Source organism: Arsenicicoccus dermatophilus, from assembly GCF_046267915.1.
GTDB classification, from domain to species: Bacteria; Actinomycetota; Actinomycetes; order Actinomycetales; family Dermatophilaceae; genus Arsenicicoccus; species Arsenicicoccus dermatophilus_A.
Map to the genome: position 1 here is coordinate 1,679,033 of NZ_CP176520.1, position 20,154 is coordinate 1,699,186.

The 20,154-nt window shown below is 72.3% G+C and carries 20 protein-coding genes; 8 read left to right on the plus strand and 12 right to left on the minus strand.

The genetic code is table 11. From position 1 onward, the window contains the following. Positions 1-66: 66 nt before the first annotated feature. From ACK2IS_RS08140 to ACK2IS_RS08150, 3 genes are all read right to left on the minus strand, one after another. Positions 67-1,308, minus strand: a complete 1,242-nt coding sequence (locus tag ACK2IS_RS08140; protein ID WP_409482840.1) for an HRDC domain-containing protein — start codon at positions 1,306-1,308, stop codon at positions 67-69. 24 nt (positions 1,309-1,332) lie between these two features. After that, positions 1,333-1,923: a LuxR C-terminal-related transcriptional regulator gene (locus tag ACK2IS_RS08145; protein WP_409482841.1), complete on the minus strand. Its 591-nt coding sequence runs from the start codon at positions 1,921-1,923 to the stop codon at positions 1,333-1,335. A 101-nt stretch (positions 1,924-2,024) separates the two neighbouring features. Beyond that, positions 2,025-2,612 (minus strand): DUF3000 domain-containing protein, encoded by a 588-nt coding sequence (locus ACK2IS_RS08150; RefSeq protein WP_409482842.1) that lies wholly within the window; start codon positions 2,610-2,612, stop codon positions 2,025-2,027. Between the two features lie 79 nt (positions 2,613-2,691). On the opposite strand from ACK2IS_RS08150, the gene hemE reads away from it, so the two are divergent. From hemE to ACK2IS_RS08165, 3 genes are all read left to right on the plus strand, one after another. Beyond that, the gene (gene hemE / locus ACK2IS_RS08155; RefSeq protein ID WP_409482843.1) at positions 2,692-3,732 is read left to right on the plus strand and encodes a uroporphyrinogen decarboxylase; all 1,041 of its coding nucleotides are present in this window, start codon (positions 2,692-2,694) and stop codon (positions 3,730-3,732) included. A 78-nt stretch (positions 3,733-3,810) separates the two neighbouring features. After that, positions 3,811-4,056, plus strand: a complete 246-nt coding sequence (secG, locus tag ACK2IS_RS08160; protein ID WP_409482844.1) for a preprotein translocase subunit SecG — start codon at positions 3,811-3,813, stop codon at positions 4,054-4,056. Positions 4,057-4,182: 126 nt separating this feature from the next. Beyond that, positions 4,183-4,539 carry an RNA polymerase-binding protein RbpA gene (locus ACK2IS_RS08165; RefSeq protein WP_409482845.1) on the plus strand — a complete coding sequence of 119 codons (357 nt, stop codon included), beginning with the start codon at positions 4,183-4,185 and terminating at the stop codon, positions 4,537-4,539. Positions 4,540-4,647: 108 nt separating this feature from the next. Here ACK2IS_RS08165 and pgl read toward each other — a convergent pair whose 3' ends face one another. The 5 genes from pgl to tkt form a co-directional block, all read right to left on the minus strand. Next, complete coding sequence (gene pgl, locus ACK2IS_RS08170) at positions 4,648-5,445, minus strand: 6-phosphogluconolactonase (protein WP_409482846.1); 798 nt, start codon at positions 5,443-5,445, stop codon at positions 4,648-4,650. Next, entirely contained in the window at positions 5,442-6,704 is a 1,263-nt protein-coding gene (locus ACK2IS_RS08175) for a glucose-6-phosphate dehydrogenase assembly protein OpcA (protein WP_409482847.1), read from the minus strand. Before ACK2IS_RS08175 ends, pgl begins: the two co-directional genes overlap by 4 nt. Continuing rightward, on the minus strand, positions 6,701-8,242 hold the full coding sequence (zwf, locus tag ACK2IS_RS08180; RefSeq protein WP_409482848.1) for a glucose-6-phosphate dehydrogenase: 1,542 nt from the start codon (positions 8,240-8,242) through the stop codon (positions 6,701-6,703). Before zwf ends, ACK2IS_RS08175 begins: the two co-directional genes overlap by 4 nt. 153 nt (positions 8,243-8,395) lie before the next feature. Beyond that, entirely contained in the window at positions 8,396-9,502 is a 1,107-nt protein-coding gene (tal, locus tag ACK2IS_RS08185; RefSeq protein ID WP_409482849.1) for a transaldolase, read from the minus strand. Beyond that, positions 9,502-11,688 carry a transketolase gene (tkt, locus tag ACK2IS_RS08190; protein WP_409485650.1) on the minus strand — a complete coding sequence of 729 codons (2,187 nt, stop codon included), beginning with the start codon at positions 11,686-11,688 and terminating at the stop codon, positions 9,502-9,504. The genes tal and tkt overlap by 1 nt, the downstream gene beginning before the upstream one ends. 298 nt (positions 11,689-11,986) lie before the next feature. Here tkt and ACK2IS_RS08195 point away from each other — a divergent pair, with 298 nt between their 5' ends. Then, complete coding sequence (locus ACK2IS_RS08195; RefSeq protein ID WP_409482850.1) at positions 11,987-12,952, plus strand: heme o synthase; 966 nt, start codon at positions 11,987-11,989, stop codon at positions 12,950-12,952. A gap of 56 nt (positions 12,953-13,008) precedes the next feature. On the opposite strand, the gene ACK2IS_RS08200 is transcribed toward ACK2IS_RS08195, so the two are convergent. The 4 genes from ACK2IS_RS08200 to ACK2IS_RS08215 form a co-directional block, all read right to left on the minus strand. After that, positions 13,009-13,602, minus strand: a complete 594-nt coding sequence (locus tag ACK2IS_RS08200) for a TIGR03086 family metal-binding protein (protein WP_409482851.1) — start codon at positions 13,600-13,602, stop codon at positions 13,009-13,011. A gap of 122 nt (positions 13,603-13,724) precedes the next feature. Then, the gene (locus ACK2IS_RS08205) at positions 13,725-14,666 is read right to left on the minus strand and encodes a COX15/CtaA family protein (RefSeq protein WP_409482852.1); all 942 of its coding nucleotides are present in this window, start codon (positions 14,664-14,666) and stop codon (positions 13,725-13,727) included. 80 nt (positions 14,667-14,746) lie between these two features. Further along, on the minus strand, positions 14,747-15,493 hold the full coding sequence (locus tag ACK2IS_RS08210) for an ABC transporter permease (RefSeq protein WP_409482853.1): 747 nt from the start codon (positions 15,491-15,493) through the stop codon (positions 14,747-14,749). Continuing rightward, entirely contained in the window at positions 15,490-16,200 is a 711-nt protein-coding gene (locus tag ACK2IS_RS08215; protein ID WP_409482854.1) for an ABC transporter ATP-binding protein, read from the minus strand. Before ACK2IS_RS08215 ends, ACK2IS_RS08210 begins: the two co-directional genes overlap by 4 nt. A gap of 165 nt (positions 16,201-16,365) precedes the next feature. Between ACK2IS_RS08215 and ACK2IS_RS08220 the strand changes: the two genes are divergently transcribed. Genes ACK2IS_RS08220 through ACK2IS_RS08235 form a run of 4 tightly spaced genes read left to right on the plus strand, consistent with a single transcriptional unit; the run spans position 16,366 to position 20,151 of the window. After that, the gene (locus ACK2IS_RS08220; RefSeq protein WP_409482855.1) at positions 16,366-17,175 is read left to right on the plus strand and encodes a helix-turn-helix transcriptional regulator; all 810 of its coding nucleotides are present in this window, start codon (positions 16,366-16,368) and stop codon (positions 17,173-17,175) included. Then, positions 17,172-18,593, plus strand: a complete 1,422-nt coding sequence (sufB, locus tag ACK2IS_RS08225; protein WP_409482856.1) for a Fe-S cluster assembly protein SufB — start codon at positions 17,172-17,174, stop codon at positions 18,591-18,593. Before ACK2IS_RS08220 ends, sufB begins: the two co-directional genes overlap by 4 nt. Then, positions 18,593-19,822: a Fe-S cluster assembly protein SufD gene (gene sufD, locus ACK2IS_RS08230; RefSeq protein WP_409482857.1), complete on the plus strand. Its 1,230-nt coding sequence runs from the start codon at positions 18,593-18,595 to the stop codon at positions 19,820-19,822. Before sufB ends, sufD begins: the two co-directional genes overlap by 1 nt. Next, entirely contained in the window at positions 19,819-20,151 is a 333-nt protein-coding gene (locus ACK2IS_RS08235; RefSeq protein ID WP_409482858.1) for a Rieske (2Fe-2S) protein, read from the plus strand. The genes sufD and ACK2IS_RS08235 overlap by 4 nt, the downstream gene beginning before the upstream one ends. The last annotated feature ends 3 nt before the right edge of the window (positions 20,152-20,154 follow it).

The window sequence follows — 20,154 nt, forward strand, 5'->3', positions numbered from 1 at the left end:
ATCAGGCTGTCAGCCCGTGACCGGTCGGGCACGCTGAGGTGTGCCGGACGTCACCGCAGGACCGGTTCACCGGTGCGGGTAGGGGTGCTCCTGCGCGACGCGGGCGACGACGGGGGAGACGAGGGAGGCCTGCCAGGGGCGGGCCCCGAGGTCGAGCATGATCTCGGCGAAGCCCTCGGCGGACTCGTCGACCGGCGGCGCCCAGACGACGCGGCGCAGGGTGTCGGGGGTGAGGAGGTTCTCGGCGGGGACGTGGACCTGCTCGCCGAGGGCGGCCACCTGCTCCTTGACGGCGACGAGCCGGGCGGCGGCCACGGGGTCCTTGTCGGCCCAGGCGCGCTGGGGCGGCGGCCCCTCGGCAGGCAGGTGGTAGGCCGGGAGGTCCTCCTCGGGGATCGTCATGGCCCGGTCGATGGCCGCCAGCCAGGGTTGGGGGTTGCGGGCGACCGAGCGCGGCTGGCGGGGGCGGTCGCCGGAGGGCAGGGCGAGCTCCAGCAGCGAGGAGTCGGGCAGGACCCGGCCGGGGGAGCAGTCGCGCTCCTGGGCGATGGCGTCCCGCGTCAGCCACAGCTCGCGGACCACGGCCAGACCCCGGCGGGTGCGCACCTTGTGCAGGCCTGACGTCTTGCGCCAGGGGTCCACCTTCATCTGCGGACCACGGAAGTGGGTCAGGGCCTCGAACTCCTGGGCGGCCCACCCCGCCTTGCCCTGCTCGGCCAGGTCGGCCGCGACCGCGTCGCGCAGCTCGACGAGCAGCTCCACGTCCAGCGCGGCATACAGCAGCCAGGGGCGCGGGAGCGGCCTGGTCGACCAGTCCTGGGCACTATGCTCCTTGGCCAGGGTGACGCCGAGGTAGTGCTCCATCGCCGCCGCGAGCCCGACGCGCGGGCGCCCGGCCAGCCGGGACCCCAGCTCGGTGTCGAAGAGGGTGCGCGGGTGCAGCCCGAGCTCGGCGAGGCACGGCAGATCCTGGGAGGCGGCGTGCAGCACCCACTCGACGTCGGCCACGACCTCTTGCAGCTCGGACAGGTCCGGGCACATGACGGGGTCGATCAGCCAGGTGCCGGACCCGGCGCGGCGCAGCTGGACAAGGTAGGCCTTCTGACCGTAGCGGAAGCCCGACGCACGCTCGGCGTCCAACGCGACGGGACCGGAGCCGGCCGCCACCGAGGCGACGAGCTCGCGCAGCGTCCGCTCGTCCTCGACGACCGGACGCAGCGGCTCCGCCGGGGCGTCGACGAGCCGGGGCTCGGGCGCGTCGGTCGGGGCGTGCGGGGTCTCGGGGTCTGCGCTGGTCAGGTCAGTCACGGCGACCAACCTATCCCTCCCGGGTCAGGAGATCAGTCCGCGGCGCAGCGCGGTGTACGTCATCGCCGCCCGGTCACCCGTGCCGAGCTTGCGGGCGATCCGCGCGAGGTGACTCTTCACCGTCAGGGCCGACAGCCCCAGGGACGCGCCGACCTCCTTGTTGGTCTTGCCCTGGGACACCAGCTGCAGCACCTCCACCTCGCGGGCGGAGAACTGCTCGTTGCCCGCGCCGCGGGTGCCCGGGCCGGAGGGAGCCTGGCCGCCGGTGCGGATGTAGGCGCGGACCCCGGTCTTCAGCGCGCCCCGCACGTAGATCGGGTCCTCGGAGTCGGACAGCACGATCGTGCGACGCCAGCCGCGCGCCCGCAGCTCGTGCAGGAGAGGTATGCCGGAACCGTCGGGCAGGGTCAGGTCCGCGATGCAGAACTCACCGGCCGGGACCTCTCTGGCCACGATCCGGGCGCGCTCGATGGTGGGTGCCTCGATGATGTGGCCCTCGGTGATCCGGCCCAGCGCGCGGCGCACCATGGCACCGGTGTGCGGTCCGGCGGAGATCACCATCGCGCTGATGGGCTGCGGCCGCTGCATGCGAGCGTTCTTGGGCAGCACAGTCATGGCCTCTCCTCCGAAGTCAGCGGTCGGAGAACGTCTCACGACCAGCAAGAGAACTGTAGAGCAAGGCTAGTGCCGAACGGGTGAGATTGATCGAAGTTGGGTCACCCTTGGCGACGCGACGCGAGCACCGCTACACCGTCGGGGAGCGGGGGCAGTCCGCCGAGCGTGCAGAGCACCTCGCACCAGGCCGACAGGTGGGCTCCGAGGTCCCCTTCGAGGGCGGTCCAGGAGGCCCGGATCTCCATCTCCACGGCGGCCTCGTCCTGCGCCAGCTCGCCGAACTTCTCGCTGACGATGCGGGTGACCGTGCCCGCGAGCGCCGTCACCCCCACGCCCGCCCGCTCGAGCCCGTCCTGCAGCCAGGACCACCCGGCGCCGCCCAGGGCCGGGTCGGCGGCCACCTCGGGCTCCATCGCCGCCCGCGCGTAGGTCACGACCCGCCAGCAGCCGCCCCAGGGCTCCGGGGCCGCGGGGTCGAACAGCACGACGAAGCGACCGCTCGCCAGCTCCGCGTCGTCCTGGGGGTCCGCCACCACGTCGGCGGCCAGCGCCAGGGAGTGGGGAGCCAGTCGCCCGGGAGCCGGCACCTCCTCGAGCACGATCTGCGGACGATGCCGCGCGGCGCGAACCGAGACGAGGGCCTCCTCGAACTGCCTGGAGCTGTCGTCGGTCACACGTCGGTCGGCCACCAGCCGAGGCTATGCAACGGTGCGTCCCCCGACCGCGCGGCGCGCCGACGGCCCGGTCCGACGTGGGAGGATCGACCCCGTGAACGCCAGCCCTCTCGCCGACAGCCTCCTCGTCCGCGCCGCCCGCCGTCAGGCCGTGCCGCGACCGCCCGTGTGGTTCATGCGTCAGGCGGGACGCTCCCTGCCGGAGTACCGCGCGGTCCGCGAGGGCACGACGATGTTCGAGGCCTGCCGCAACCCCGAGCTGACGACCGAGATCACCCTGCAGCCGGTACGCCGTCACGGCGTCGACGCAGCGATCTTCTTCAGCGACATCGTCGTCCCGCTGGCCGCCGTGGGCGTCGACGTGGACCTCGTCGCGGGCGTCGGGCCCGTCGTCGCCGAGCCCTTCCGCACCCGCGCCGACCTGGACCGGCTCCCGGCCCTGACCCCCGAGCACGTCCCCTACGTGGTCGAGGCGGTGCGCCAGACCGTCGCCGAGCTGGGCGACACCCCGCTCATCGGGTTCGCAGGAGCGCCGTTCACGCTCGCGTCCTACCTCGTCGAGGGCGGGCCCTCGAAGTCGCACGAGCGCACCAAGGCGATGATGTACGGCGACCCGCTGCTGTGGCACGACCTGTGCGACCGGCTGGCGCAGATCGCCGGGACCTACATGGCGATCCAGGCCCAGGCCGGCGCCAGCGCGGTGCAGCTGTTCGACTCCTGGGTCGGCGCCCTGCCGCGCCGCGTCTACGCGTCCAGCGTGCAGGAGCACTCGCGGCGGGCGCTGGCGATGGTCGCCGAGGCCACCGACGCGCCGCGCATCCACTTCGGCGTGGGGACCGGCGAGCTGCTGCACCTGATGGGAGAGGCGGGGGCCGACGTCGTGGGCGTCGACTACCGCGTGAGCCTGCTCGACGCCGTGGACCGCCTCGGTCCGTCGTACGCCGTGCAGGGAAACCTCGACCCGGCGCTGCTGTTCGCGCCCTGGGAGGTGCTGGAGCGCGAGGTGCGCCGGATCGTCGACGAGGGGCGGCAGGCGCCCGGGCACGTCTTCAACCTGGGCCACGGGGTCCTGCCCGCCACCGACCCGTCGGTGCTGACGCGGGTGGTCGAGCTGGTGCACTCCCTGGGGCAGTAGACTGCCCACCTGCGCCGTGCCGCGCGTGGACGCCCACCCGCCCCCGGCGGCCCAGCCGCCTCGACAGATGGTTGTCACATGTCCGTTGTCAAGATCGTCCTCGAGGTCGTGCTCGTCCTCGGCAGCCTGTTCCTGACCCTGCTCATCCTGCTCCACAAGGGCAAGGGCGGTGGCATGTCCGACATGTTCGGCGGCGGCGTCTCCAACACGCTGGGCGGTTCCAGCGTCGCCGAGCGCAACCTCGACCGGTTCACCATCGCGGTGGCCGTGGTCTGGTTCGTCTGCGTCGTGGCCCTCGGGCTGCTGCAGCGCTTCGGCGCCTGAGGCGGTCGTCCTCGATCGGGGACGACCGCCCGTCCACGAGCCCCGGGGGGACTCGTCACATCACGCGGGCACCAGCGCCCGCCCCGGGCCTGCAGAAGGTCGGGTCCGGTAGTCAGAGGAGTAGTCATGTCGGTGGGTGGGAGTGCCATCAAGGGCAGCCGGATCGGGTCCGGTCCGATGGGGGAGACCGAGCGAGGTGAGGCAGCGCCACGACTGGTCATGAGCTACTGGTGCGCCAACGGTCACGAGACGACGATGGCCTTCGCGGAGGAGGCACGCTCCGACGTCCCGGTCGAGTGGGAGTGCCGGCGTTGCGGACTGCCCGCAGGGGTGGACCGGGACGACCCCCCGGCGGCGCGACGCAACGAGCCCTACAAGACGCACCTGGCGTACGTGAAGGAGCGGCGCAGCGAGGCCGAGGGTGAGGCGTTGCTCGAGGAGGCGCTCCAGGCGCTGCGCGCGGGGCGTCGGCTCTTCCGCTGAGCGGGCCCGGGAGGGCACGCGACCTGCGGCGGCCACGACCAGCCACGACAAGGGGCCGACCACCGGTGAGCACCGGTGGTCGGCCCCTGGCCGTCGGTCCGAGCCGGCTCAGACCAGCCGGCTCGCCGCGTCCTCGTCGAGCAGCCACAGGGTGCGGCGCCGACCCTGGACCCCGGCGGCGGGCGCCTCCACGACGCCCGCGCCCCCGAGCGCGGTCGCCACCGCGTCGGCCTTGTCCTCACCGGCCACCAGCAGCCACACCTCGTCCGCGGTGCACAGGGCAGGCAAGGACAATGAGAGGCGCGCGGGCGGAGGCTTCGGCGCGTCCGGCTCGGCCACGACCGTCCGGTCGGTGACGCCGAGCGTCGCCTGCCCGGGGAACAGGCTCGCGACGTGGGCGTCCGGACCGACCCCCAGCATCACCACGTCGAAGGCCGGCAGCCCGTCCCGTCCCGGCCGGCCGAGGGCCAGCCCGTCCGCACCGGGTGCGGACGACTCCTGGGCGACCCGCGCCAGCTCCCCGGCATACCGCTGCGCTGCAGGCTCGAGGTCCAGACCGTCGTCCAGGGCCGGCAGCTCGTGGACGTTGCCCTCGGGCAGCCCCAGGTCGTGCAGCCGGCCGAGTCCCGCCTGACGGGCCTGCTCGGCGTTGCGGTCCGCCGATGCGCGCTCGACGAAGCGCTCGTCGCCCCACCACAGGTGCACCAGCTCCCAGGCGACGGCGGTGACCGCGGGCGACGCGACCAACGCCTCCATGGAGGCCGTGCCCATGGACCCGCCCGTGAGCACCACGTGGACCTCCCCGTGCCGGGACTGGGCATCGGTGAGGGTGGTGACGAGCCGGGCCGCGACCGCCGCGGCGAGGGTGGACCTGTCCGGGTGTACGACGACCTGCGCGGCCGTCATGACGTGCCCTTGCGGGAGGACCTGGCCGACGCGCCCTCGCCGGCCGACCTGCGACCCCGGCCGTCCCCGCCCTTGCCGTCGGCACCGTCGGCGTGGACGACCTCGACGGTCGGCACGTCGTCGGTGATCTTGGTCCCCAGCCGCTTCTGCTGCTGGGCCCGGCGCGCGGTGTGCGGGTCCGGTGCCTTGTCGGTGGCGTGCACGGTCGCCGCCTCCTCGTCGATCGTCACCATGTCGCTGGAGGTGGTGCGCGTCCGTCCGATCTTCGCGGCCAGCCGGCGGGACTCCTCGGGGGAGGGCGCCTTGCCCGCCTTGATCAGCCGGCTGGAGGTCGCGTCCCGGCTGTGGACCTTGGCCAGGCCCTTGACCAGAGCCTCCTCGAAGACCTCGTCGGCGTCCAGGCGCCGCAGCTCGTCGGTGAGGCAGTCGGCGTCCGAGCGCCGCTTCAGCTCGATCCGACGCACCGGCTGCAGCGGGTGCGACAGCGTGGCCAGCGTGGTCCCTTCAGGACGCACCAGGTCCAGCGGCCCGCTCGGGCGATCCAGGCGCACCGAGATGAGTCCCGACCCGGCAGGGGTCCGGGCCCGGGTCACGGGGACGTCCAGCGCCTGCGCCAGCCACGCGGCCAGCAGGTCGGTCGCGGAGGAGTCCACCCCGCCCGACACGACGGCCCCGGTGATGGTCTCGTAGGGCCGCACGTCGAGCGCCGCGGCCAGCAGCGCGCGCCAGGTGGTGATCCGGGCCCAGGCCAGGTCGGTGTCCCCGTCGGAGTAGTTCTTCGCCCGGCGCTGGAGCTCGGCATAAGGATCCTTGGCCACGGCGGAGTCGCTGATCCGGCGGTGGCACAGCTCGCCCACCGGGTCCGCGGCCAGGTCCTCGGGTGCCTCCCCGGGCCACCAGCCCACGACAGGGGAGTCGGCGAGCAGCAGCGGGAGCACCAGGGCGTGACCCTGCGCGTCGACCTCGCCGTGCAGCCTCATGACGATGACCTCGGAGGCCGCGGCGTCGCCACCGACGCGGATCTGTCCGTCGACGCGGGACGCCCCCCGCCTCCCGGCGTGCACGAGCGCCACGATGCGACAGGGGTGCTCGTGCGAGGCGGTGATGGCCGAGGCGATCGCGTCCTCGGCCCGGTCCTCGTCGACGTCGATGACGAGGGTGAGGACGCGGGACAGGGCGATGGCGCCGCCCTCCTCCCGCAGCGAGATCAGCCTCTTGGTCAGCGCCGAGGTCGAGGTGTCGGGCAGGTCGATGATCACGGCATCCTCCACTCGCGGCCGTCGCGGGCCATCATCTCGTCAGCGCTCGCGGGCCCCCAGGACCCGCTGGTGTAGGGCGCGGGGGCGCCCTTCCGGGCCCAGTGCCGCTCCACCGGGTCCAGGATCTGCCAGGACAGCTCCACCTCCCGGGTGCGGGGGAACATCGACGGCGCGCCGAGCAGCACGTCGAGGATGAGTCGCTCGTAGGCCTCGGGCGACTTCTCGGTGAAGGCCGACCCGTAGGCGAAGTCCATGGTCACGTCCCGGACCTCCATGCGGCCGCCCGGCACCTTTGACCCGAAGCGCAGGGTGACGCCCTCGTCCGGCTGGACCCGGATCACGACGGCGTTCTGCCCGAGCTCCTCGGTCTGGCTCTCGGTGAACGGCAGGTGCGGCGCGCGCTTGAAGACCACGGCGATCTCCGACACCCGCTTGCCCAGCCGCTTGCCGGTGCGCAGGTAGAACGGCACCCCCGCCCAACGGCGGGTGTCCACGTGGACCTTGACCGCGGCATAGGTCTCGGTGGTGGAGCCGGGCTTCATCCCGTCCTCCTCCAGGAAGCCCCTGACCTTCTCCGAGCCCTGCCAGCCGGCGGCATACTGCCCGCGCGCGGTCGTGGCGTCCAGGTCCTCGCACAGGGTCACCGAGGCCAGCACCTTCTCCTTCTCGGCGCGCAGCTGCTCCGCGGTGAACGAGATCGGCTCCTCCATCGCGGTCAGGGCGAGCAGCTGGAGCAGGTGGTTCTGGATGACGTCGCGGGCGGCGCCGATCCCGTCGTAGTAGCTCGCCCGACCGGCCACGCCGATGTCCTCGGCCATGGTGATCTGCACGTGATCGATGTGGTTGGCGTTCCAGATCGGCTCGAACATCTCGTTGGCGAAGCGCAGCGCCAGGAGGTTCTGGACGGTCTCCTTGCCGAGGTAGTGGTCGATGCGGAACACGGACTCCTCGGGGAAGACGCCCTCGACGATGGCGTTGAGCTCCCGGGCAGACTCCAGGTCGTGACCGAAGGGCTTCTCGATCACCACGCGGCGCCACTCGCCGTCACCGGCGTGGGCGAGACCGGAGCGCTCCAGCTGCTGGCAGACCGTGCCGAAGAAGCCCGGCGGGATCGACAGGTAGAACGCGACGTTGCCGCCGGTGCCGCGGTCCCGGTGCAGCTCCTCCACGGTCGCGGCGAGCAGGTCGAAGGCCTCGTCGTCGTCGAAGGTGCCGGGCACGAAGCGGAAACCCTCGGCGAGCTGCTCCCAGGTCGACTCGCGGAAGGGGGTGCGGGCGTGCTCCTTGACCGCGTCGTGCACGATCTGGCCGAAGTCCTGGTCGGCCCAGTCGCGGCGTGCGAAGCCGACGAGCGAGAAGCCCGGGGGCAGCAGCCCGCGGTTGGCGAGGTCGTAGATCGCCGGCATGACCTTCTTGCGGGAGAGGTCACCGGTGACGCCGAAGAGCACGAGGGCGCAGGGACCGGCGATCTGGGGCAGGCGCTTGTCCCGTGGATCGCGCAGGGGGTTGTGCTCGGCCGTGACTCGGGTGGGGCTCAACTCGTTCTCCATTCGACGCGGCGGATCCGGCACCACGGTAGCCGAGCACATACCCCGCTGCCCGGGTCTGACACCGGGCGTCCGGGAGCACGGCCGAGGCCCGGCCGACCGCGGGTGCGGACGACCGGGCCCCGGCAGGAGGTATGGCGGGGGTCAGTGCTTGTCGAGCTCGCCCTGGACGGTGGCCAGGAGCTCCTCCCAGGACTTCTCGAACTTCTCCACGCCCTCGCGCTCGAGCAGGTCGACGACCTCGTCGTAGGAGATGCCCTGGCGCTCCAGGGCATCCATGACCGCCTCGGACTCCTCGATGTGCCCGGTGATGGTGTCACCGGTGATCCGGCCGTGGTCGGCCGTCGCCTCGAGGGTCTTCTCCGGCATGGTGTTGACGACCTGCGGGGCGACGAGCTGGTCGACGTACATCGTGTCGGGGTAGGCCGGGTCCTTGACGCCCGTGGAGGCCCACAGCGGGCGCTGGGCGTTGGCGCCGTCGTCGGCGAGGTTGGCCCACCGCGGGGTCGCGAACTGCTCCTGCCAGGCGTGGTAGGCCAGGCGCGCGTTGGCGATGCCGGCCTGTCCCTTGAGGGCCTTGGCCTCGTCGGTGCCGAGGGCGTCCAGGCGCTTGTCGATCTCGGTGTCCACGCGCGAGACGAAGAAGGACGCGACCGAGTGGATCCTGGACAGGTCCTCGCCCGCCTCACGGGCCTGCTCGATACCGGTCAGGAAGGCGTTCATCACGGCGCGATAGCGGTCCAGGCTGAAGATCAGCGTGACGTTGACCGAGATCCCTTCCGCCAGCACGCGGCTGATGGCGGGCAGCGCCTCCACGGTGGCCGGGATCTTGATCATGACGTTGGGCCGATCGACCGTGGCGACGAGCTCCTTGGCGACCTCGACGGTGCGCTCGGCGTCGCGAGCCAGCCGGGGGTCGACCTCGATCGAGACGCGGCCGTCGACGCCCTTGGTCCGCTTGTGGACCGGCATCATCACGTCGCAGGCCCGCTGCACGTCGGTGGTGGTGAGCGCGAAGACCGCCCGCTCCACGTCCGCGCCCTGGCCCTTGAGCTCGACGACCTGCTCGGTGTAGCGCTCGCCGTTGGCCAGGGCCGCGGCGAAGATCGACGGGTTGGTCGTGACGCCGACGACGCCGTGGTCCTGGACCATCGCGGCGAGGTTGCCGGACTCGAGCCGCTCGCGGGACAGGTCGTCCAGCCAGACGGAGACGCCGGCGGCGGCGAGGTCCTGGAGGTTCGTGGTGGTCATCAGTTCTTCTCCTCACGCTCGGCCGGGGCCGAGCTCTCGAAGCCGGGGTCGGAGGTGGCGTACGCCGGGGCGGTGTCACCGGGGGCGGCGTGCCCGCGGGCGGCGGCCAGGGACTCCTGCGCGGCCTCGACGACCTTGTCGCTGGTGAAGCCGAACTCGCGGAACAGCGTCGCGGCGTCGGCGGAGGCGCCGAAGTGGTCGATGGCGATGATCCGGCCGGCGTCGCCGACGTAGTCGCGCCAGCCCATGGACGAGCCGGCCTCGATGCTCACCCGGGCCTTGACCGCGCTGGGCAGCACCGACTCGCGGTAGGCCTCGTCCTGGCGGGCGAACCACTCCAGGCAGGGCATGGAGACGACGCGGGTGGCGATGCCCCGGCCCTCGAGCTCCTTGGCGGACTCGACGGCCAGCGCGACCTCCGAGCCGGTGGCCATCAAGATCACCTGCGGCGTGGGCGAGGAGCTCTCGACCAGCACGTAGGCACCCTTGGCCACCTTCTCGGCCGTGACCGTGCCGGGGTCGAGGATCGGTAGGGCCTGGCGGGACAGCGCCAGCCCGGTCGGCGTGTCGTGGCCCTCGAGGATGCGCTTCCAGACGTGGGCGGTCTCGTTGGCGTCCGCCGGGCGCACGACGTCCAGGTTGGGCATGGCGCGCAGCGAGGCGAGGTGCTCGATGGGCTGGTGGGTGGGGCCGTCCTCGCCGAGGCCGATCGAGTCGTGCGTCCACACGAAGACCGAGTCGACCTCCTGGATCGCCGCCAGGCGGACCGCGGGCCGCATGTAGTCGGAGAACACGAGGAAGGTGCCGCCGTACGCCCGGGTCAGACCCTCCAGGCAGATGCCGTTGAGCGCCATGCCCATGGCGTTCTCCCGGACGCCGAAGTGCAGGGTGCGACCGTAGGGGCCGCCCTGCCACTCCTGGGTCTGCCGGTCCGCGGGCAGGAAGGACGGCTGGCCGGACATGGTGGTGTTGTTGGACTCGGCCAGGTCGGCGGAGCCGCCCCACAGCTCGGGCATGACCTCGGCCAGCGCGGCGAGCACCGTGCCGGAGGCGGCGCGGGTCGCCAGGCCCTTGTCGTCGGGGGTGAACGTCGGGAAGGCTTCGGTGAAGCCTTCCGGCAGCTCGCGCGCGGAGAGCCGGTCCAGCAGGGCGCCCTTGTCGGGGTGGGCCGTCCGCCACGCGGCGAGGCGCTCGTCCCAGGCCCGGTGCGCCTCGGCGCCGCGGTCGCGGACCTGGCGCACGTGCTGCTCGACCTCCGGGGTGACCTCGAAGGTCTGCTCGGGGTCGAGACCGAGGCGCACCTTGAGGCCCTTGATCTCGTCGTCGCCGAGGGCGGACCCGTGGGACTTGCCGGAGCCCTGCTTGGTCGGGCAGGGCCAGGCGATGACGGTGCGCACCATGACCAGGGTGGGCCGGTCGGTGACCTTCTTGCCCTCCTCGATCGCGGCCAGCAGCGCGTCGACGTCCTCGACGTAGCCCTCGTCGCGCACGCCGTGGTGGCGGCGCCACTCGACGACGCGGACGTCCCAGCCGTAGGCCTCGTAGCGCTTGGCCACGTCCTCGGAGAAGGAGATGTCGGTGTCGTCCTCGATGGAGATCTGGTTCTGGTCGTAGACCAGCGTGAGGTTGCCGAGCCGCTGGGTGCCGGCCAGGGAGCAGGCCTCGCTGGCCACGCCCTCCATCAGACAGCCGTCGCCGGCGATGACGTACACGTGGTGGTCGAAGACGCTCTCGCCGGGCGCGGCGTCGGGGTCCAGCAGCCCACGCTGACGACGCTGGGCCATCGCCATGCCGACCGCCGTCGCGACGCCGGAGCCGAGCGGGCCGGTCGTCAGGTCGACACCGTCGGTGTGGTGGACCTCGGGGTGGCCGGGGGTCTTGGAGCCCCAGGTGCGCAGGGCCTTGATGTCGTCCAGCTCGAGCAGACCGGAGAAGTACAGCTGGATGTACTGCGTCAGGCTCGAGTGGCCCGCGGACAGCACGAACCGGTCCCGGCCCAGCCAGTGGGGGTCGGCCGGGTCGTGCTGCATGACGTTCTGGTAGAGCAGGTAGGCGACCGGCGCCAGGCTGATCGCCGTCCCCGGGTGGCCGTTGCCGGTCTTCTGCACGGCGTCGGCGGCGAGGCAGCGCGCGGTGTCCACGGCGCGGACGTCGAGATCGGTCCAGCCTGCCCGGTCCGCGATCATGTCGGACACCTGGCGGCCGTTGGCCTGGGGGGTGATGCTCACGTGGTCACACTTCCTAACGTGGTCGGAGTCACATGGAGCCTATTCCACGCCCTACCCAGCCTCCGGCCCGGCGAACCGGCACCTCCGCAATCCGGACGCACGCGACCGGGATCCGGGTCGGGCGTCGCCTGCGGATCGCTCCCCAGTCGTCGTCGCAGGAACACTCGGCGTGCTCGCCACGTCGCTGCGGGCATGGCGAAGGGATAGGATCGACACACCCTCTCGGGCGCCTGCCCCACGTCGATCGAAGGACACCGTGACAGCTACGCAGCCGAGCACCGCTCGCCGTGACCGGACCGGTGTGCCCACCTCGCGCTTCTCCTACACCGTCAAGAACTACATGGCGCTGACGAAGCCACGGATCATCGAGCTGCTGCTGGTCACCACCTTCCCGGTGATGTTCCTGGCCCAGCGCGGGCTGCCCGACCTGTGGCTCGTCGTCAACACCCTCATCGGTGGTTCCCTGTCGGCCGGGGCGGCCAACACGCTCAACTGCTACCTCGACCGGGACATCGACCGGCTCATGGCCCGCACCGAGAACCGTCCGCTGGTGACCGGGGAGATCAGCCCGCCCGCAGCCATGCGCTTCGGGATCGTGCTGACGATCGTGTCGACGCTGTGGCTGGGTCTGCTGGTCAACTGGCTGGCCGCGGCGCTGTCGGTCAGCGCGATCCTGCTGTATGTCGTGTTCTACACCCTGGTGCTGAAGCGCCGGACCTCCCAGAACATCGTGTGGGGCGGCATCGCCGGCTGCATGCCCGTCCTCATCGGGTGGGCCGCCGTGACCGAGTCCGTGTCCTGGGCGCCGTTCGTGCTCTTCCTGTGGATCTTCTTCTGGACGCCGCCGCACTACTGGCCGCTGTCGATGCGCTTCAAGGACCAGTACGCGGCGGCCGGCATCCCGATGCTCCCGGTGCTCCGTCAGGACACGGCGGTCGCTCGTCAGATCGTGGGCTACGCCTGGGCGACGGCGGTGATCTCGCTGGCGCTGGTGCCGGTGGCCGACATGGGCTGGATCTACCTGGTCACCGCGATCCTGTCCGGCGGGCTGTTCCTGCTGGAGTCCTACAAGCTCCTGGCTCGCGCCAAGGACCCGGCCAACGCGACGACGGCGTCGCTGAAGCCGATGCGACTCTTCCACTACTCGATCACCTACGTGACCTTGCTGTTCACGGCGGTCGCGATCGACCCGCTGCTGCACTACCCGCTGCTCGGGTCCTGACCCGTCGCCCCCTGGCCGCCGCGTCGCCACCTCGGCGAGGCGGCGGCTCCCTCCTGTCAGCGGGCGACCGGGCGGATCCGGCCCAGGTGGGCCATGAGCGCCTCGGTGGGGCCGGCATCGTCGGGGGCGGGAACCGGGGGCGCGAAGAGTCGGCCGCGCAGCTGCTCCTCGGGCACCGACGCCGCCATCCGGCTCACGTGGTCGACCAGCTCGGCCGGCAGCTCCAGATCACGCCCGACCGTGGCGGCGAGGTCCCAGGCGTGCACCGCGCAGTCCGCCGTCACCAGCCCCAGCGCCGCGGGCAGCGGCACCTGACCCTGCGGGGTGGCGAAGGTCGCGTCCGGTGCGATCTCGTCGAGCGCCCACCGGGTGGCCGCGACGCCGCGGATCCACAGCTGCACCGCCGCCATCGGGGTGGGCCTGGCGGCGGTAGACGCCGGGGCGGCGGTGGACGCCGGGGCGCCGGCATACCCCCCGCCTGCCAGCATGACCCGTGTCTTGGCCAGGGTCCCGGTGACGTGGACCAGCACGTCGCGGGCGTCCCAGCCGGTGCAGGGCGAGGGTGCGGCCAGCTGCTCGACGGTGAGCGTGCGGGCCTGTCTGGTCACGAGGTCGGCGGCGGACAGGAACGTGCGCACGGCATCGGTCACGGCGCCAGGCTAGCCGTCGGCAGCGCCTGGGGCGCGGTGAGCAGGCAGGCTACGCGTCCTGGTTGCGTGGGCCTTCGGGCCTCCGGAGTCGCGCCCTGGTCGCGGCGCCCGACGGGCGCGGGTCAGCGGCGTCGTGCGGTCAGGATCCCCTGGGTGAGCAGGGCGGTGAAGATCGCGGAGACGAGCAGGTGCACGGCGACCACGCCGATCGGACGGCCGGTGAAGTACTGCAGGTAGCCGATGACGCCCTGGAGCACCGTGACACCGAGGACGGTGTCCCACACCCGGCGGAACGGTGCCGGCACGTCCACCAGTCGCGACGCGACGACCAGGGCGACCGTGAGCCCCAGGAAGAGCATCACCGCGTCGGCGTGCAGCCAGCTGGTGGCGTGCGGGTCGAAGCCGAAGCGGACGTTCTCCCGGCTGTCGCCGGAGTGCGGCCCGGATCCGGTCACCGCGGTGCCGAGGACGCACACGACGGCGCCGACCACCACGGCGGCCCAGGCCAGCCGCTGCACGACGCGCGGCACGAGCGGCGCGGCGGGGGCGTCGCCCTCACGGTAGCGGTAGAGCAGGTAGGTCGCGTTGGCGACGAGGAACAGCGAGATGAGGAAGTGCGGCGACACCGTCTTGGGGTCGAGCCTGGCGAGCACGATGATCCCGCCGACCACGGCCTGCACGAGCACGAAGACCAGGGGCACCAGGCAGTCCCAGACGAACCGGCGCCGGGTGCGCCAGCAGCGCAGGACGGCCAGCACGAACACCGCGAGCGCCACGATCACCAGGAGCGGTGTGATCATCCGGTTGCCGAACTCGATGAACTTGTGGAAGCCCTCGGCCTGCTGCCCGGTGGGCACGAGCGAGTCCGGGGTGCACCGGGGCCAGGTGGGGCAGCCGAGGCCGGACCCGGTGAGCCGCACGAGCCCCCCGGTGAGGATGATGAGCACGTTGCCGACCAGGTTGGCGGTCAGCGCGATCCACAGCCAGTCGCGGGCCCCGCGCGGGGGGCGCACCACGTCGGCGGGGGAGTCGGTCGGGCGGACGGGTGTGGTCGGCGTGCTCACCGCCTCAGCCTAGTCCTCGGTCATGGGCCGGTGGTCGTCGCCCCGCTGCGCAGGGTGAGCGTCGTCGTCGGCGCGCGGTGTCAGTCCGACCAGCGGAAGAGCCGTGCCGCCATACCGCAGAAGACCGCGGCCCACACCAGCAGGACGAGCAGCGGCTGCAGCGGCAGCCCGTGGCTCTCGAAGGCCGCCCGGAAGCCGTCGCCCAGGGCCGCCGACGGCAGGTAGGACACCAGCGTCGACCAGGGGCGGGGCAGGTGCGAGCCGGGGATGAGCACGCCGCCGACGCCGAGCATCAGCACCCACACCAGGTTGGCGAGGGCGAGGGTGGCCTCCGCGCGCAGGGTGCCCGCGAAGAGCAGCGCGAAGCCGACGAAGGCCGTGGTCCCGAGCAGCCAGAACACGAGGAAGGGCAGGACACCGATGACGTCGGGGCGCCAGCCGAGCGCCAGCCCGACGGCGCCGAGCACCGCGAACTGGATGACCTGGACGGCCATCACCGCCAGCACCCGGGAGACGACCAGCCCGGTCTTGCCGAGGGGGGAGGCGCCGAGCAGCCGGAGCACGCCGTACCTGCGGTCGAAGCCGGTCTGGATCGCCTGGCCGGTGAACCCGGAGGACAGGACGGCCAGGGCGAACACCCCCGGGGTGACCACGTCCACGCGTCGCCCGCCCCCGAGGTCGGGCCACGGCGCGAGCACCCCGCCGACGAGCGCCATGGCCGGCAGCACGATGGAGACGAGGGTCTGCTCGCCGTTGCGCAGGAAGGTCCCGATGTCGAAGGCCGTCTGCGCCTTGATCCGAGCGGCTGCGGGGGCGGCGGCACTCATCGGCGGACCTTCCTGGTGAGCTCGAAGTAGACGTCCTCCAGGGGACGGCCGGCGCACAGCTCGGCCGGGGAGCCGGCGCCGACGACGCGGCCGTCGCTGATCACCACCAGGTGGTCGGCGAGGCGGTCGGCCTCCTCGAAGGAGTGGGTGGTCACCACCACGCCGACGCCACGGTCGCGGGTCTCGCGGACCAGGTCGTAGACGTCGAGCCGGGCGTGCGGGTCCAGGCCCGCGGTCGGCTCGTCGAGGAACACGACCTCCGGGTCGCCGATCAGCGCGGCCGCGAGGGCGACCCGTTGCTTCTGGCCGCCGGACAGGCGCCGCACCGTGGTGCCCGCGAAGCGGTCGATGCCGAGCCGGGTGGCGAGGTCGTCCACGGGCAGGGGAGCGGCATACAGCGCGGACAGGTGCCGCAGCAGCCGGACCGGCCTGGCGCCGTTGGGCAGGCCGCCGTCCTGGAGCATGACGCCGACCCGGGCGCGGTGCTCGGCGGAGGCGTCCCAGGGGTCGGTGCCGAGGACCCGGGCCTCGCCCTGGTCGGGGCGCTGGAGGCCCTCCAGGATCTCCATGGTCGTGGTCTTGCCGGCGCCGTTGGGCCCGAGCACGCAGGTGATGGCGCCCTGCTCGGCGCTCCAGGTCAGGTCGTCGACGGCGCGCACCGAGCCGAAGCTCTTGCGCAGCCCCTGGGCGGTCACCACAGTCGTCACGGGACGGCACTCTACGCGCGCGGCGCCCAGCACGGGCTGAGCGACGGCGACCGGCCGGCGATCTGGTGCCCGGCCGGAATTAGGTAACACGGATCTTTCGTTTATCATCGGTGCAGGCCCTGCGCGTCGCCCGGAGCAGCGCAGATCACGGAGAGGAGCAGGCGTATGACGAGACCGTCCGCCCTCACCTCGCCCGTGGAGTCCAGCACCCGGGCCCGCGTCCAGCAGGGCGTCTCCGAGCACGGGCCGGTGACGGCCGCGTCGCTCGCCGACATGCTCGACATCACCCCGACCGCGGTGCGTCGCCACCTGGACGCCCTGGAGGGCGCCGGGCTGATCACCGCCCACGCCGCCGCCGGCGCCACCCGCGGGCGGGGCCGACCTGCTCGGGCCTACGTCCTCACCGACGCCGGGCACCGGGCCCTGGACGCGCGCTACGACGACGTCGCCACGTCGGCGCTGCGGTTCCTGCACGAGCAGGTCGGCGAGCACGCCGTCGAGGCCTTCGCCACCCAGCACGTCGCCGCCCTCGAGGAGCGCTACCGCGACCGGGTGCGGGCCGCCGGCGACGACCCGGGGGCGCGCGCCCGCGTCCTCGCCGAGGTGCTGACCCAGGACGGCTACGCCGCGAGCAGCCGCCCGGTGGTGCTGGCCGACGGCACCACCGCGCCGGGTGTCCAGCTGTGCCAGGGCCACTGCCCGGTGCAGCAGGTCGCGAGCGAGTTCCCGCAGTTCTGCGACGCCGAGCGGGCGGCCTTCGGGCGGCTGCTCGGCGTCCACGTCCAGCGCCTGGCGACCCTGGCCCACGGCGAGCACGTGTGCACGACCTTCGTGCCGGTGGGGGCGATGTCCTCCCGGCAGGCACCTGGCGGGGCCACACCTCCCGACCCACCGCCCGAGGCCGACCCACCACCGGCCCCCGACCACGCACCGCCCCCGCAGACCCCCGACCACGACGAAAGGTCCACCCGATGACCACCAACATCGAGGAGCTCAACCCAGGCCTGAAGGGCCTGGGGCGCTACGAGTACGGCTGGGCCGACAAGGACGACGCCGGCGCCACCGCCCGCCGCGGCCTGTCCACCGACGTCGTCTCGGACATCTCCGCCCGCAAGGGTGAGCCGCAGTGGATGCTCGACGTCCGCCTCAAGGCGCTGCGCCTGTTCGACAAGAAGCCCATGCCGGGCTGGGGCAGCGACCTGACCGGCATCGACTTCCAGAACATCAAGTACTTCGTGAAGTCCACCGAGAAGCAGGCCACCAGCTGGGAGGAGCTGCCCGAGGACATCAAGGCGACGTACGACAAGCTGGGCATCCCGGAGGCCGAGAAGCAGCGCCTCATCGCCGGGGTCGCCGCCCAGTACGAGTCCGAGGTGGTCTACCACCAGATCCGCGAGGACCTGGAGGAGAAGGGCGTCATCTTCGTCGACACCGACACCGGGCTGCGCGAGCACGAGGACCTGTTCAAGGAGTACTTCGCCAGCGTGATCCCCGCGGGCGACAACAAGTTCTCCGCGCTGAACACCGCGGTGTGGTCAGGCGGGTCGTTCATCTACGTCCCGCCGGGCGTGCACGTGGACATCCCGCTGCAGGCCTACTTCCGGATCAACACCGAGAACATGGGCCAGTTCGAGCGGACGCTGATCATCGCCGACGAGGGCTCCTACGTGCACTACGTCGAGGGTTGCACCGCCCCGATCTACAAGTCCGACTCGCTGCACAGCGCCGTCGTGGAGATCGTGGTCAAGAAGAACGCGCGGGTGCGCTACACGACCATCCAGAACTGGTCCAACAACGTCTACAACCTCGTCACCAAGCGCGCGACCTGCGAGGCCGGCGCCACCATGGAGTGGATCGACGGCAACATCGGCTCCAAGGTGACGATGAAGTACCCCGCGGTCTTCCTGCTCGGCGAGCACGCCCGGGGCGAGACCTTGTCGATCGCCTTCGCCGGCGAGGGGCAGCACCAGGACGCCGGGGCCAAGATGGTCCATGCCGCGCCGCGCACCTCCAGCTCGATCGTCTCCAAGTCGGTGGCCCGCGGCGGCGGTCGCACGTCCTACCGGGGTCTGGTGCAGATCGCCGAGGGCGCCCACGGGTCCAGGAGCAACGTCCGCTGCGACGCCCTGCTCGTCGACGACGTCTCGCGCTCGGACACCTATCCCTACGTCGACGTCCGCGAGGACGACGTGCAGATGGGTCACGAGGCCACCGTGTCCAAGGTGAGCGACGACCAGCTGTTCTACCTGATGTCCCGCGGCATGTCCGAGGAGGAGGCCATGGCCATGATCGTGCGCGGGTTCGTCGAGCCCATCGCGCGCGAGCTGCCCATGGAGTACGCCCTCGAGCTCAACCGCCTGATCGAGCTGCAGATGGAAGGAGCCGTCGGCTGATGCCAGTCGAGCTCAAGACCCCCAACACCGCAGGTCGCCCCGACGCCCGTCCGGAGGCCTTTCAGACGCCCTTCGTGCCGGACCAGTCCCGCGCCGAGCGCACGACCTCCTTCGAGGTCGAGGACTTCCCGGTCCCGAACGGCCGCGAGGAGGACTGGCGGTTCACCCCGGTGGACCGCCTGCAGGAGCTCTTCCACGTGGCGCCCTCGGACCTGGGCGGCGTCAAGACCGACATCCAGGTCCCGGCGGGCATCAAGGTGTCCGAGGTCCCGCGCGACGACGCGCGGCTGGGCCAGGTGCTCCGCCCAGGCGACCGCGCCTCCGCGGTCGCCTGGGCGGGCTTCCAGGACGCGCACGTCGTGCACATCCCGCAGGGACGGGAGTTCGGCGAGGCCGCGCGGATCACGGTGACCGCCTCCGGCTCCGCCCGGGTCGACGGGCACCTGCTGATCGACGCGGGCGCCCAGTCCAGGGCCACGGTCCTGCTCAGCCACCAGGGATCCGCCCGTTGCGGCGACAACGTGGAGATCCGGGTCGGCGACGGCGCGCAGCTCACGGTCGTCACCGTGCAGGAGTGGGACGACGACGCGCTGCACCTGGCCCAGCACGACATCCTCGTCGGGCGGGACGCGACCGTGCGGCACATCGCGGTCACCCTCGGCGGCGCGGTCGTCCGCGTCTGCACGACCGTGCGGTATGCCGGTCCGGGTGGCTCCGCGGAGTGCCTCGGCGTCTACTTCACCGACGCCGGGCAGCACCAGGAGCACCGCCTGTTCGTGGACCACGAGGCCCCGCACTGCGCCTCGGACGTGGAGTACCGCGGCGCCCTGCGCGGGGAGACCGCCCACTCGGTGTGGGTCGGTGACGTCCTGATCCGGGCCGCGGCCGAGGGCACCGACACCTACGAGCTCAACCGCAACCTGGTGCTCACCGAGGGCGCCCGCGCCGACTCGGTCCCCAACCTGGAGATCGAGACCGGGCAGATCGTCGGGGCGGGTCACGCCGCCGCGACCGGCCGCTTCGACGACGAGCAGCTGTTCTACCTCCAGGCCCGCGGCATCCCCGAGCGGGAGGCACGTCGCCTGGTGGTGCACGGCTTCTTCGCCGACATCATCAACCGCATCGGGGTCACCGACACCCAGGCCCGGCTCATGGAGATCATCGACCGCGAGCTCGCCGACTCGGTGGACGCGGCCTTCGAGACCGCGCCGCGCGAGGTGAGCGCGTGAGCTTCGAGAAGGTCTGCACCCTGCAGGAGATCCCCGTCGGCCGGGTGGCCGCCGCGGAGGTCGGCGGCGTGACGATCGCGCTGGCCCGCACCGGCGAGCGTGAGCTGCACGCCGTCCACGACACCTGCACCCACGCCAACGTCTCGCTGTCCGAGGGCGAGCTGTCCGGCTGCACGCTCGAGTGCTGGCTGCACGGCGCGACCTTCGACCTGCGCACCGGCGACCCCCTGACCCCGCCGGCCACGGTTCCGGTCGCGGTCTACCCCGTCAAGCTCGAGGGTGACGACGTCCTGGTCGACGTCCCGGCGCCCACCACCAAGGAGAACTGAGCA

What these genes read in the sequence shown, in the direction of transcription:
- ACK2IS_RS08210 (WP_409482853.1), bottom strand. Translation starts at nt 15,493, where the DNA reads ATGAGTGCCGCCGCCCCCGCAGCCGCTCGGATCAAGGCGCAGACGGCC.
- secG (WP_409482844.1), top strand. Translation starts at nt 3,811, where the DNA reads ATGTCCGTTGTCAAGATCGTCCTCGAGGTCGTGCTCGTCCTCGGCAGC.
- ACK2IS_RS08145 (WP_409482841.1), bottom strand. Translation starts at nt 1,923, where the DNA reads ATGACTGTGCTGCCCAAGAACGCTCGCATGCAGCGGCCGCAGCCCATC.
- pgl (WP_409482846.1), bottom strand. Translation starts at nt 5,445, where the DNA reads ATGACGGCCGCGCAGGTCGTCGTACACCCGGACAGGTCCACCCTCGCC.
- ACK2IS_RS08220 (WP_409482855.1), top strand. Translation starts at nt 16,366, where the DNA reads ATGACGAGACCGTCCGCCCTCACCTCGCCCGTGGAGTCCAGCACCCGG.
- ACK2IS_RS08165 (WP_409482845.1), top strand. Translation starts at nt 4,183, where the DNA reads ATGTCGGTGGGTGGGAGTGCCATCAAGGGCAGCCGGATCGGGTCCGGT.
- sufD (WP_409482857.1), top strand. Translation starts at nt 18,593, where the DNA reads ATGCCAGTCGAGCTCAAGACCCCCAACACCGCAGGTCGCCCCGACGCC.
- tkt (WP_409485650.1), bottom strand. Translation starts at nt 11,688, where the DNA reads ATGATCGCGGACCGGGCAGGCTGGACCGATCTCGACGTCCGCGCCGTG.
- sufB (WP_409482856.1), top strand. Translation starts at nt 17,172, where the DNA reads ATGACCACCAACATCGAGGAGCTCAACCCAGGCCTGAAGGGCCTGGGG.
- tal (WP_409482849.1), bottom strand. Translation starts at nt 9,502, where the DNA reads ATGACCACCACGAACCTCCAGGACCTCGCCGCCGCCGGCGTCTCCGTC.